Genomic DNA, 12,582 nt, shown 5'->3' with positions numbered 1-12,582 from the left:
TGATATGATACGCTTTCTATATGTTTCTACATTTATGGTAATAAACAGGAAACTATCGCTAAGGAGAGTACAGGATTTTTTAATGCTATACAAATCCTTTTAAATAGTAAACAATGTCCTTCTGTGGGGCAACTTTGGGGCAAAAAAATAATCTTACAGCACACTAGAAATTAATAATCTAACTCTGATTCTTTGGCCAAATTTTTAAATCCTGAGCTTTTTAAAAATAAGTTTACATTTTCTATACTATTTTTAGAACCCGTTCTAAGTGTTATACAATCTAATGATTGAGGATCATTATTAACATCATAATTCAAATACTGCCTATCCCCATCTGTTCCATCAGATAAAATCAAATGATTACGATTAGAATGACATAAAATAATTCTACTTTCCTCTTCCTGATAAAGATTTTCTTTTTTAAAAATCAAGCTGCAAAATGCTACGGATCTTCTACAATCCAAAAGAAGTTGTTGACTATCTTTAATTTTACCATCTCGTAACGAATAATAAGCGTCCAAATATTCATTCACCATATCTTTCATCAAAGATTTTTGAAAATTATAATCATAAACACAATTACCATAAATAACAGAAATTTGCTTATCTGTAGTACCCAACAATGGATTAACATCACTAGAAAATCTATTGACTAATGAGTTAAATAATAGTCCTGCGTTAAAGCCGATATTTACGCCATCGTTCGGTGATGTATAATTTCCAAACAAAGCCTGATTATCTCTATTTTTACTGAATGACCAGATATAAAAATCAAGAAAATCTTGTTTAATTTCCGAAACACTTCCGCTTACCCACTCTGACCATTCCTTTTCAGGATATACTTCTTTTAATGTATCCGCGAATAAGTTATAAGTGTATTTTTGTTCCATAGAATCATTCATAGTGTCCGATTTGTGTATATGACATCCATTTTCCAAAATCTTTTTTGCAACTTCAAAGTTAGTATAATGATATATTTTTTCTGTGTCTTGGATTCCATTAAAATCACTAAAATAACCCTTATTCATTAAGCATTTAATTATTTGATCTGATAAAGAATGATATCCCTTAATATCATTAAAGCTATACACCATTTTACAATCCCTCTCTAAATAAAAGTCATTATTAATCTAGTATATTATACTAACACTATTACATATAGGATTTATTCAATCCCACAAAAAAGCTATCAATCTATATAAAACTAGATTGATAGCTTCTTTAGTTTACTTATTCCCACCGCCAATTGTGTAGTATGCATCAATATACTCATCTGTTGCAACTTTAAAATAATCACGTCCATTAATTTGATATAACTTATTTTCAGTTTTCCATTGGGATAAGTCATGTAAAACATGTCCTAATTTATCACCTTTATAATTTACTGTATTTACACCAGCAATAGCATTTATAGTAACTATTCCTGCTTGATCAGTATATTTTTTCGGTACGAATTCATCAGTAGCGATTTGATACATCGGTAATCCATTGATCTTTTTAATACCTACCGTTTTCCAGCTAGAAGCATTTACTAATTTTGAGTTAGAACCTTTAATAATATTACCGTCTTTAGTCCAACCAGCAATACCTGTGATTGGTCCATGTTTAATAGTAATTTGATCTCTACTTGGAGTCTGAGAGGCGACTTCTAAGGCCGTGTTCCCTATACCATTCGCAATGTCATGCGCTAACTGATCTTGAGTGATCCCCCAAATAGGCTTCAAATAGCTATCAACTGGATCCACATGTGAACCCCAAATATTATTTGATATCCATTTATGTGTTTTAATTCCACGCTGATTAGATGTGTCCAGTTCTACTGGTATTCCATATTGTTTAGCTTTAGCACGTGCGAAGTTAACGAATGTTGCATAATCCCTTTCAAAAGTGACACTATCATACGTCCTAGCCAGTTCAATCTGTACAGGTGAATTAGCATTAGCATAACTCCCAGCACCCCAAGCAACATAACCTTCCTCACCTACTTGATATATCCTGCCACCATCCCCGATTACATATTGAACATATGTCTGTGCTGTATTTACATTATTTTTGAAATAGATGGCATTATTTTTAGCACCAACATTGGTAGTCTCATGCAACACAATTAAATTATTGGCTGTACGTTGGCTTGAACCTTCATTGGCTCCAAGCATGTAAGTTTTATCAATATTAAAATCCGTCATTACTTTGTCACTTCCTCTTTGTCATTAATTACTGCCTTAACCCCAGTAAATAATCCTGATGTCCAACCTCCAACTAAGAATCCAATCAGTCCTGCTTTTCCCAATTCATAATCATGCATCACTAGGGCTACTGTAATGCCTACAATGGCACCTACCGCCATTGATATAAATGGCATATACTTGTTCTTCAATTTAGACTTTTTGGCCGCGGATGTTAGACCATAGCAGCATAGTGCAATCAATACTAGCTCCGTTGCATCAACCAAATTCAAATTCTGAAATATCTCCATTTATTTAACCTTCTCTTTCAAATTATCCATATCATTAGCCAATACGTCGATTTTTCGATCATGCTTATCCAATCGACTATCTAACTTGTTAAATCTGTCTAAAAAATCTAAATGTTCTAGATGTGACGCACTTTTAAACTCCTTAATCTCGTCGGATAGACCATCCATCGACTTGGTCAACGGTTGGATAATCCACATATTAAATAACCAAACAAATCCAATGCCAAGTGTACCGACTATCCCTATTAGAATACCTATTTGTTCTAAACTTAATGATTGTGGTGGCAAAATTAACCACCTCCCTAATTTAAAAATAAAAAAAGCTAACTAGTTTTAGTTAGCTCCGTGTAATCATCTTCAGTTATCCATCCGGCTTTTAAAAAAGTAGACAAGTCATCATTTGAATACAAGCCTCTTTTAAAATACTCGATAACTGTTTTTCTAAAATAATTCATTATTTGACCTCCTGTTCTGCCATTTTTTTCAGGACTTCAGTATTGAAGATTTGTTGATTAGCTTGGTTTAATAACGTTTTAGCGTTATTGAGTTGAGCTTCCTCATCATTTTTAAATAATTGATTTATTTTGTCGTAAATAACGAGGGCTTCAGCATCATCAATATAATCAGTTTCGCCATCTTTATTTGTGACAGCTTTCTGCTTGACCATTTTCCAGCCAACGTAGATTTCGTTATCAACTGTAATCGGATCAGCCTGATAGACTACATATCCTTCAGGAACTTTCCCTTGAAATTCTAATTGCATTTTTTGACACCACCTTTTTAGCATTTTTCATTGGATAAACCGGCTTAATATATTTATTGTAAAAATTGTAGCTATCAGAGTGTTTCAACCAGCCCCAAAAACTGATGATAGCAGCCGCATCATAATGATTGAGTTTATCTTTCTTGCTGATTTTTATCATTCTTCGCTTAATTTTTAATGAGTTTCTTCGGCGAATCGTTGTGTGATCGCGATAAAATTTATAACCCAAAAAATCTAATGGACGTGCATTGATTTTAAAAATCTGCCAATTTGGCTTTTGTTGTAACTTATTTTGTTCCAAATAACTAATAATATTCAAATGTAACTTGTGAAGTTTCTTTTTATTTGGACCAAATATAACTAGATCATCAACATATCTCAAATAATAAACAGCTTGCCATTCATTTTTGATCAAGTGATCGAGGTCTTCTAAATAATAATTAGCTAACCACTGCGATGTATAAAACCCAATTGGAAGCCCATCACTTTCATAAGAATCGATTACCAAGTCTAATAAATGCAAAGTTCTATCGTCTTTGATTTTTCGGCGAAGTTTTCGTTTTAGAATATCTTTGTCCACACTTTGATAGAAATGATGAATATCCATTTTTAAACAATATTTTGTTTTCTTTGGGTCTCCTCGAATCCAGCGAGTTGCCATTTTCCTGCCGAGCTCGATGCCTCGCATTTTAACTGAACCAAGACAATATTCATACATGCCTTTCATCAAAATAGGTTCAAGAATTAACATGATTGACCAATGAATAATTTGATCAGGATAGAATTTTGGACTAACGATAATCCTTTCTTTCTTGCCATCATTAATTATTCGTTCGGATAGCTCGCTTGGTACATAGCTATCAAATAAAATCATATCCTGAATTTTCATAGCATAGAAATCGGGGTTATCAAGAATCACTTTAACAGCTTTACGATTTCTTTTACCTTTCGATGCTTCAAAAATAGCTAGCTTGATAGTTTCAATATCAACTATCTTTTCAAATAAATTATTAACTCTTTTCAGATTGTTATCTCCTTTCTGTTTTTGCGTTTATGCAGTTTAAAATCTTATTAACCTTACGAACTTTCACATTGGTTACTAGCTCGTACTTTTTCGGTCTAATTTTTGGCAAGCGCCAAGGATTATTCGATGCAATATAATAATAAGCAGACGACAACCGTAATTCGCGTTCGAATTCGAAGCGGAATAGTTCGAGTTCCAATACCACAAGCCACCAACATCAAATATCCCTATATTTTAAACCCTGAGGGAAGTTTCCCCCAGTCCCCCTCAAAGCAAAGCTTTTTTAAGCAGACGACAACCGTAATTCGCGTACGAATCCGAAGCGGAACAGTACGAGTACCAAAACCACAAGCCACCATTTCCAACGGACTGGTTATAATAGCTCCCAAAATAGGCGACGTTTGTACCACTTGCATAATAATACTGGTCTGAGTAGTATGTTTGGGAATCTCCGCCGTAACTCGTCGGAAATTGAGCGTATGGATTCAAATTATCAAAACCTAGAGCATTCGTATATTGAGCAGAAGATGTAGATTTTGAGTATCCAACTTTTTGATAAGGACTTGCCAACAGTCCAGATTGATATTTTGTTGAATCATCACATACCCAAATGTTGCCGCCACTAAAGTTCACACCATCAACGGCTTGATACAAATTGCCCCACAAATTTTCGATTCCTCTATAATTCATAGCACCGTATTCAGAATTATTCCCGGAACTTCCAAGATGACCATTCGAATCACCCGACTTCAAGGCAGATGATTGATCATCAGTATGACCTTTCATAATGCTTTGAGAATTCAATGTAGCAAATTCAATCGTAAATAGAACTTGTAATAAATCAACTGTGTGAATATCCAATAGTTGATATCCTGTCCCGTTATTTAAAGCGTACTTTCGAAAATCAGTGAATGTTGTACTCACTGCAGGGCTAAGATCGCTCTTAGAAACTAGTTTGCTACTAACGTTTGATCCGTTGTATTTACCGACATCAACATAATCTAGCTCTTCTTCATTTTTAAAATCCCAAAAACATTTTGGTAAATACCAGCCTTCGCCATGACTTCCCAAAGATATCTGCCAAGTCGCTAATCCGTTATCAACTTCGCCAGTTTGTGTTTTTTTTATATAGCATTTTGGAACTCTCACAAAAAAATTACCTAAATCATCTTCTGCGTCATGAATTCCTTTATACAAATCAGCATTGTCAAAATCGTTCTTATCGCCATTAATTCCAGCCACCCAGCCGATCGAACTATCAGTCCTTGTTAAATCAGGACTGGATTTTCTATCCCAAGACACGCCAAAAATTCTATTATCAACTAATCTTACTTCTTTGATTTCTGAATAGTCACTACTCCCGGCATAAGTTGTGACACTAACCTTAAATTGACAAGTTCCAAATTCAGCCAAATTGTCGATTGATCCAGTCAGATCAGACACATCTTTAGACGTCCAATCGGTTGAGTCTTTAAGTTTATAACTAATTGTGTAGTATCGAAGCTCTGAACCACCTAAATTCTTGGGTGGTGTAATGCTATAGCTCACTTCGTTAGGTACAACAGCTTTACCCAGTTCGATAATTGGAGCGGTTGGAACCACGGCCATTAATAATTTTTTAGAATTGTATTCAAGTTCACCAGTCTCATTAGCTTTCAAAATTTTGTCATCAATGAGCAAATCACCGTTAACGTCAACTTTGGCGTATAGCTCATTACCCTTTTGTTCAGTTAATAGCTCGCCGGCATCACCGCTAGTTAAATTAGTAATAGCTAGGTCTGTATACTTATTAGCTTCACTTGTTGCCTTTGCGGAAGCATTATTAGAATGTTCTATAGCATTACTTTCAGCTGCATCAGCCATAACTTTGGCGTCAGTATTTGAAGCTACACCAACAGAATCTGCATATTCTTTAGAGCTAGTTTCCAGCTCGTTTAAGTCTTTTTTGGTAACGAAATTAGTGAAGTCGACAGTCGCCAAATTATCATTAATTTCTTTTAACTTAACTTCTAATTGATCTGCTTCAATGCCGCTATTTGTAATTTGAGTTTGAAGGTCTTCGACATCCTTGCTTAAACCACTTTTAAAATTGACATAATCCGTTTCAAATTCTGTAATTTTGTTAGCAACTTCGCTATCAAAATCATTTTTTTGATTGGTGTAGCGGTCTTCAAAAATCTTATTTTGAGTAACAAAACGTGATTCAAAGTCTTTAGCTTGACCTTCGAGTGCCGCTTTATTGTTGTCTGCCTGTTTATCAAAACGTTCAGTAGTCGATTGATTTAAAGCATCTGCTGCTTGTATTTTTGAACTGTAATCACTAGCTAGACCATCGAATACTTCTTTGTCAGAATCGATTAAAGAGTTAAATTTCGTATCAAAATCATCACGTTGATTCTTAGAATCAAGTTCAGACTTAACCTGACTATTTGAATATGACTGTTTTGCCGCTTCAAGATCATCACTGGCTTTGGCAACGAAGCTTGTCATCTTTGCTGTTAATTCAACAATTTTCTTATCTATTACTGCATCATATGTACCAGCTAAGGAGTTCAGTGCATAAACGTAACTCATGGCTTGATCTAGTAAGTCCTCAAAGTCTTGAATGTAATTACCATTTGCAGAACTAGAACCAGTACCACTCAATACCTCTACCTTGATATCAGATGTGGAGTCATCACCAATCTTAAAATAGACACGCCTAAACACACCAGGTTTAACATACATTGCGTCTGGCAATGTCACACTAAAGGTATTACCATTTTTAGTAGCAGCCGCAGCCTTAATTAAAGTTTGATCACTTCTTTCAGCAATCAAAGTAACATCAATATCTGTTAAATCTGGATAAGTTACAAACGATTTTCCTAATAGAACTTCTAAAGCGTCCCCTTTGTCGCCCTGTCTAATTCGCAACGGCAAGCCATAAACTGGGGTCGTTTTTTCTGTCTCTAAAACAATTTTTGGTAAGCTCATTTAATTACCTCCTTTTAAAATATTTTCAATTATTTGTCTATCAAAGTTATAAGGACGGTGTAACTGACCGTCGTAATATGTGTAGTATTGATGCAACTTTTCAAATAGCGGCGCCTCAGTATCAATTAAATGCACGTATATATAGCCTTGTTCTACCAAAGTTGGATCTGACTTAAAACTATCAGATTGTTCAAAATTATATTCTGAATCATCCGCAGATTTTAAATAATCAATCACAGCACCAAATTCATTGATTTTTATATAGATATTTGCCAATTATTTTTCCCCCTTAATTTTTTCCAACTCTGCTTTAAGATGAATATTTTCAATATATAAAATCGAATTTTCAACTTGCGTATTAGCTAACTTTTGAGATATATCCTTGATTACCTCATCAGCGTTACTACTCATTAGGACGTCAACACCTTTCTGCCATTCACTAATAAATCTCCATCAGAAGTACCAGTGAGCTTAGCACCGTTAATATACACATATCCGTCGGCAACAGTGGCCATCCCTCTTAGACCATCAATCTTATAGACAGTCAAATTTGGCGTTGAAATACCGTAACTTGTTATTGATGTTCTACTCGATCCAGATCCTAGTGATATATCCGTATCACCACTTATAGTTACACCACTTAATTCACCACCGCGGATCATCACTCCTGTAATTGTTTGACCAACAAAATTATCAGCATATACATTTCCACGGTTATCGATTGCTACAGTACCTTTCCCATCGTAGTAAAACCCTTTGGAATTCAGTCTTAATCCGTAATTGTTACCATTTGGACTAGCGACCAGATCAGTTGGATTCTCTCGATTTGGAATAAATTGGATTACATCCCGACCGCTACCATTTATGTAGCTAAGCATGTCATCCCTAGTGTCTGTTACTTTTTTCTTTAATTCATCCATCAGCTTAGTTTTATCAGCATCACTATCTTTTAAATCGGAAACATCTTCTTTTATCGTCGAAACATCTTTAGATACGTTCTCAACATTCTTATCTACTTTATTAATATTAGTGTTCTGTTGATTTTGGTAATCAGACGTAGTCGCTGGCTTATCTCCTATAGATACAGTTTTGTATCTATGTAGCAACCCGTCCCAAACCGTTTTGATGACCCGGGCGGTTGTGTCGATATTTAAATTGGCAAAATAAACAGTAACTTCATCGCCCATGTCTAAATCATCAACAAAGTCTAAATCATCTTTAATGTCCATCATTTCAAATTTTAAAGAAACTTTTGGAATACCGACTTTATTGTCATAAATGTATTGATTAGTTCTAGTTCTCAATTGATCAACGGTTTCGATTTTGTCTTGAGAGAAATCTTTAGTTAGAATACGCAATTTCTCAAACTTATCATCATTAACTTTAATGATTCGTTCAGGTAGATAGACTAATCTTTCTTCTTCGCCAGAACCAATTTTGGTAAATGGTTTAATTGCTGAATAAGTTTCAGTAATGTTCTCTTCTTGGCTGACCTGAATTAAATCTTTGCCGTATTGGATAACTTTGCCAGTTTTCTGTCCAATTTTTGAATTGTAGTAAATTGTATTATTATCAAATTTGTACTCACCTTTATAAATCTGTAACAACGAGCCGTTGGCACCACCAAGAACTTTTTTTACATCTGTAATCCCATTCATAGACCAATCAATATTAGTAGGTGTCGTAATATTAGATTTCATAATCAATGATGATTCAGACTGTTCTAAGTTATTCTTAAGCAAATTAAAAGCGGCGACAGGAGTCACCGCTTGAGCGTTGATATTATTTTTTAAAGTGTTGTAACTTAGATCGTTAAGGATATGAGTAGCGGTTACTTCGATCACATTGTTAATTGATTTTTTAACGCTGTCGATTCTAAATCGTTGTTTCAAATAATTTTCGCCGACGTCGCAAACAATTATGCGACCTTTTTTTAACTCATTAGCAATATCGCCAGTAGCAAGGTAGCTGAGGGTCAATTCTGGTAACTCGTTCAGTTCGTTGGTGACCTCTACACTTATACAATCAGTTAGAATGCCCACTCCTTGCGTCAAAAAGTCAGATGTTGAGTTATCAAATAAAACTGGATATTCCATATATTTCATATCAATGTCCTCCAATTAAATTTGATTGAAACAGCAACCGATTCATTATCCCAACTGATTTGATTCTCACCATATTTCAAAATTGGATATTGGTAGTTTGGAAATATTGCAATATTGTTTTTTAAACTTGAATCATCATAAATGCGGCGTTTATCGCAGTCAATATAGGCAATTCCACCAATATTTATGAGTTTATATATAATCCCATTCACAGTTAAATTAATGGCTCCAGACCCTTGAATTTTGATGATAGGATAGCTATTCACAGGTTCAGGATTAAATATACTGTCTCCGGAATGGACTTCATGAAATTCATCAGAATCTAACCTATATTTAACTGGTCCAATATTAAACTCAATTGTTAAATTAGCGCAATAAGGATTTATATACGAAATCGTTGGAGATTTTGATAGTCTAGCTAAATAGTAATAATTCTCATCCAGATTATCCTGTAATCTCGAATATCCTCCAAAGTTCTCATTGATATTTAACCAGGAAATTAAATCACGTCTCAAATCAGATAAATTTTGATAAAACGAATCATTGAATTTTCTAATATCAATGAAACATTCATATTTTAAGGTTCCATTTTTATAACGGTTATTGGAATTAACAATATCAAGATTTCGACCAGGTATTGAGGTGTATGATACGTCAGCATCCCCAGATTCAATCTCAAAATCATTTTGAATCAACAAATTAAAATCGTTGGAGCTTCTACCGTTGAACGTAAATTGTCTATCAAACACCTAATCACCTACCGATCCTGTTATCATTTTTTTGCCAATTTGTGGCTAGTTGTTTATCAACGCCCGGCGTGAGCTCACCAACTAAGGCACCACTGTCTAACATAATTTGGTACTGTGGATCACTCTTGGAGAGAAGATCCATAATTTGATTCAGCTGACTTACCAACGTTGATTCTGTGTCAGTTGAACTAGTTTGGTTAAAATCAATACTTGTAATCTTATTAATTTGAATTGGGTCCAGACCGTACAACCCTGATGATGAACCCATCTCTTGATTCACCTCGTTAGCCAATTTTTTAGACATTTCACCGGCTGCGGGAATCATTGATTCAATTCCATTTACGAACCCTGCACCAGTATACATACCAAGTTCACCAGTCACTCGTGAAGGTGAATGAATCTTTAAAGCTCCTTTGATTCCACTAGTAACTTTATTTGCGAGATTACCAATGGCCTTTCCAACGGCATCAATCATTGAATTAATACCGTTTATCAATCCTTGAACTATATTTTTACCAATCGAAAGCAGATTTATTTTACCTAAACTATTAAAAGTGGTCTTGATTCCAGAAACGATTCCACTAATCGAGCTTTTTGCACTCGATACAGCACTAACTATTCCTGACCAAGCACTTGAAAGCAATGATTTTAGAGATGATCCAGCAGAACCTAATGCACTAAATACTGATTTAACTCCATTTATTGCAGCCTTAATAACTGAACCTGCTGAAGATATTACCGATTTAATGCCATTCCAAGCTGCACTCAATAAACCTTTCAAAGAACCACCTGCAGAACCTAATGCAGAAAATACAGCCTTGATAGCATCAATAACAACTTTAATAATATTCCCAGAAGTAGAAATTACAGTTTTAATTCCTTCCCAAGTATTACTCATAATTGTTTTTAAAGTGGTACCTGCACCACCAAATCCACCGAATAATCCGATTAAAGTTCCTATCCATTGAGCGACCACCGTTAATACAGGTGCAATTGCTTTAAAAACATTTACCAATAATTGAAAAACCGGAGTTAGGAAACTAATAACTCCAGACAGAACATTAAACACTGCGGATACACTCGTCATAATACCAACAAAAACACCAACAAGAAATGCTCCTAGAATTTGAAAAGCTGGCATTAAAGCACTTGCCAATGCTGTAATTATCGGTTGTAAAGCATTCCAAAGATTAACAAATGAATTAACTACCATATCAATAGCTGGTTGCATAATACTCATCATAGTACTGAAGCCTGCTGTTATCGCTGGAATAATGGCAGATAGCATTGATTGAATCCCACTAAAATCTAACTTCGTAAAAGCAATGGCAATAGTATCAATAATTGGAATAATCGAATTAACTATAGTAGTAAATAATTGTGGTAATTGACTAAAAGCTGTCTGGAATCCTGTAATTATTGGTTGTATTGTAGTCATCATTTTAGAACCAATTCCGGACATTCCCGTGTCCAAACCGATACCCAGCTTAATGGCTGCATCAGTACCAGCAGATGAAAACTTTGAAGCTAATCCACTAAGAATTGTTCCAATTGCAGTTGGCAATCTAGTAATTATCCTAGTTACCATTGGAATAAAATTGTTTAGTAGAAAATTAGAAGTGGTATCAACTAAGGCACTTAGGGAAGGCATCAATTGATCCCCAAATGCTAAATTGGCTAAAACATTTTTAAATGATGCTTTCATCGCATCAAATGAACCACTAAATGTACTAGCAGCTTCTTTAGCTGTTGTCCCAGTAATATCAAGTTTACCTTGAATTGCGTGAATCGCATTATAAACATCTGATAGATTATTAATGTCATATTTAACACCCGTTAATTTAGTAGCATCATCAAGCAAACGTTGCATTTCTTCTTTGGTACCGCCATAACCTAACTTAAGATTATCTAACCATTAATTACCCCCACTTTCATGGTATTTAAAAAGGCTTACGATTTTTCGTAAACCTTAAGGGATTAGACTATATCTTCAACTTTTTCAAAAAGCCAGCCTTTTTTATCGTGCGCCTTTGGATTCGTCCTTTTTTTTGACGAGTGCCTTTGATATCGCTTGTTGTAAACAACTTCACTATCAGAGGTCCCAAAATATTCGGCGCAGGCTTTCCTTGATTCGAAAATGATTTCTTTGCCACTAAGATGTGTCGCTCTAACTTTTTTCTGTTTATTTATGCTTCTTTGTTCATGGCCAAATGCTAGCCTATTCTCTGATGGAGTAACCCACCTCAAATTAGAAACATCATTATTAGAACGATTTCCGTCTATATGGTCTACCCATAGTTGTTCTTCGTTTTCAGGCTCGTCAAGAAAAGCTTTAGCTACAAGTCTATGAACATGTTTAGCAACAACAATCCTAACATATCCGTTATTTTTACCTAACACCATAATTTGACCTGTATCATTTTTCATGACTCTGCCTTTGTCACTCACAGAATAACCTGGTAGATCTTCTATTTCCTTCCACATCTCCATTG

General features: G+C 34.8%; 14 protein-coding genes. All 14 read right to left on the bottom strand.

Annotation, left to right across the window (positions count from 1 at the left end; translation table 11 throughout):
• Window positions 1-170: 170 nt before the first annotated feature.
• The gene (locus AC27FM_RS00510) at window positions 171-1,094 is read right to left on the bottom strand and encodes a hypothetical protein (RefSeq protein ID WP_487085181.1); all 924 of its coding nucleotides are present in this window, start codon (window positions 1,092-1,094) and stop codon (window positions 171-173) included.
• A 132-nt stretch (window positions 1,095-1,226) separates the two neighbouring features.
• A complete protein-coding gene (locus tag AC27FM_RS00505) occupies window positions 1,227-2,186 on the bottom strand; it encodes a peptidoglycan recognition protein family protein (protein WP_487085179.1) in 960 nt (319 codons plus the stop codon).
• Complete coding sequence (locus AC27FM_RS00500) at window positions 2,186-2,476, bottom strand: holin (RefSeq protein WP_487085177.1); 291 nt, start codon at window positions 2,474-2,476, stop codon at window positions 2,186-2,188. Before AC27FM_RS00500 ends, AC27FM_RS00505 begins: the two co-directional genes overlap by 1 nt.
• Window positions 2,477-2,764: a hypothetical protein gene (locus AC27FM_RS00495; protein WP_487085175.1), complete on the bottom strand. Its 288-nt coding sequence runs from the start codon at window positions 2,762-2,764 to the stop codon at window positions 2,477-2,479.
• Between the two features lie 35 nt (window positions 2,765-2,799).
• Complete coding sequence (locus AC27FM_RS00490) at window positions 2,800-2,931, bottom strand: XkdX family protein (protein WP_487085173.1); 132 nt, start codon at window positions 2,929-2,931, stop codon at window positions 2,800-2,802.
• Entirely contained in the window at window positions 2,931-3,239 is a 309-nt protein-coding gene (locus AC27FM_RS00485; RefSeq protein ID WP_487085171.1) for a hypothetical protein, read from the bottom strand. The genes AC27FM_RS00490 and AC27FM_RS00485 overlap by 1 nt, the downstream gene beginning before the upstream one ends.
• Window positions 3,208-4,158, bottom strand: coding sequence for an RNA-directed DNA polymerase (locus tag AC27FM_RS00480; protein WP_487085169.1), 951 nt, complete (start codon window positions 4,156-4,158; stop codon window positions 3,208-3,210). The genes AC27FM_RS00485 and AC27FM_RS00480 overlap by 32 nt, the downstream gene beginning before the upstream one ends.
• Window positions 4,159-4,530: 372 nt before the next feature.
• Window positions 4,531-7,236, bottom strand: a complete 2,706-nt coding sequence (locus tag AC27FM_RS00475; protein WP_487085167.1) for a fibronectin type III domain-containing protein — start codon at window positions 7,234-7,236, stop codon at window positions 4,531-4,533.
• The gene (locus AC27FM_RS00470) at window positions 7,237-7,512 is read right to left on the bottom strand and encodes a hypothetical protein (RefSeq protein WP_487085165.1); all 276 of its coding nucleotides are present in this window, start codon (window positions 7,510-7,512) and stop codon (window positions 7,237-7,239) included.
• Window positions 7,513-7,647: a hypothetical protein gene (locus tag AC27FM_RS00465; RefSeq protein WP_487085163.1), complete on the bottom strand. Its 135-nt coding sequence runs from the start codon at window positions 7,645-7,647 to the stop codon at window positions 7,513-7,515. It lies immediately after the preceding gene.
• Window positions 7,647-9,341 (bottom strand): phage tail spike protein, encoded by a 1,695-nt coding sequence (locus tag AC27FM_RS00460; RefSeq protein WP_487085161.1) that lies wholly within the window; start codon window positions 9,339-9,341, stop codon window positions 7,647-7,649. The genes AC27FM_RS00465 and AC27FM_RS00460 overlap by 1 nt, the downstream gene beginning before the upstream one ends.
• On the bottom strand, window positions 9,338-10,090 hold the full coding sequence (locus tag AC27FM_RS00455) for a hypothetical protein (protein ID WP_487085159.1): 753 nt from the start codon (window positions 10,088-10,090) through the stop codon (window positions 9,338-9,340). The genes AC27FM_RS00460 and AC27FM_RS00455 overlap by 4 nt, the downstream gene beginning before the upstream one ends.
• A 4-nt stretch (window positions 10,091-10,094) precedes the next feature.
• Window positions 10,095-11,960: a phage tail protein gene (locus AC27FM_RS00450; protein ID WP_487085158.1), complete on the bottom strand. Its 1,866-nt coding sequence runs from the start codon at window positions 11,958-11,960 to the stop codon at window positions 10,095-10,097.
• Between the two features lie 107 nt (window positions 11,961-12,067).
• A complete protein-coding gene (locus AC27FM_RS00445) occupies window positions 12,068-12,580 on the bottom strand; it encodes an HNH endonuclease (protein WP_487085156.1) in 513 nt (170 codons plus the stop codon).
• Between the last annotated feature and the right edge of the window lie 2 nt (window positions 12,581-12,582).

It is taken from the genome of Companilactobacillus sp. y65-5 (assembly GCF_057541095.1).
The sequence above is the reverse complement of the archived record's forward strand: the minus strand, read 5'-3'. Positions and strand labels throughout refer to the sequence as shown.

Coding starts and splice junctions, on each gene's coding strand:
- AC27FM_RS00510 (WP_487085181.1), bottom strand. CDS start 1,094: ATGGTGTATAGCTTTAATGATATTAAGGGATATCATTCTTTATCAGAT.
- AC27FM_RS00490 (WP_487085173.1), bottom strand. CDS start 2,931: ATGAATTATTTTAGAAAAACAGTTATCGAGTATTTTAAAAGAGGCTTG.
- AC27FM_RS00450 (WP_487085158.1), bottom strand. CDS start 11,960: ATGCAACGTTTGCTTGATGATGCTACTAAATTAACGGGTGTTAAATAT.
- AC27FM_RS00445 (WP_487085156.1), bottom strand. CDS start 12,580: ATGGAGATGTGGAAGGAAATAGAAGATCTACCAGGTTATTCTGTGAGT.
- AC27FM_RS00505 (WP_487085179.1), bottom strand. CDS start 2,186: ATGACGGATTTTAATATTGATAAAACTTACATGCTTGGAGCCAATGAA.
- AC27FM_RS00485 (WP_487085171.1), bottom strand. CDS start 3,239: ATGCAATTAGAATTTCAAGGGAAAGTTCCTGAAGGATATGTAGTCTAT.
- AC27FM_RS00460 (WP_487085161.1), bottom strand. CDS start 9,341: ATGAAATATATGGAATATCCAGTTTTATTTGATAACTCAACATCTGAC.
- AC27FM_RS00465 (WP_487085163.1), bottom strand. CDS start 7,647: ATGAGTAGTAACGCTGATGAGGTAATCAAGGATATATCTCAAAAGTTA.
- AC27FM_RS00500 (WP_487085177.1), bottom strand. CDS start 2,476: ATGGAGATATTTCAGAATTTGAATTTGGTTGATGCAACGGAGCTAGTA.
- AC27FM_RS00475 (WP_487085167.1), bottom strand. CDS start 7,236: ATGAGCTTACCAAAAATTGTTTTAGAGACAGAAAAAACGACCCCAGTT.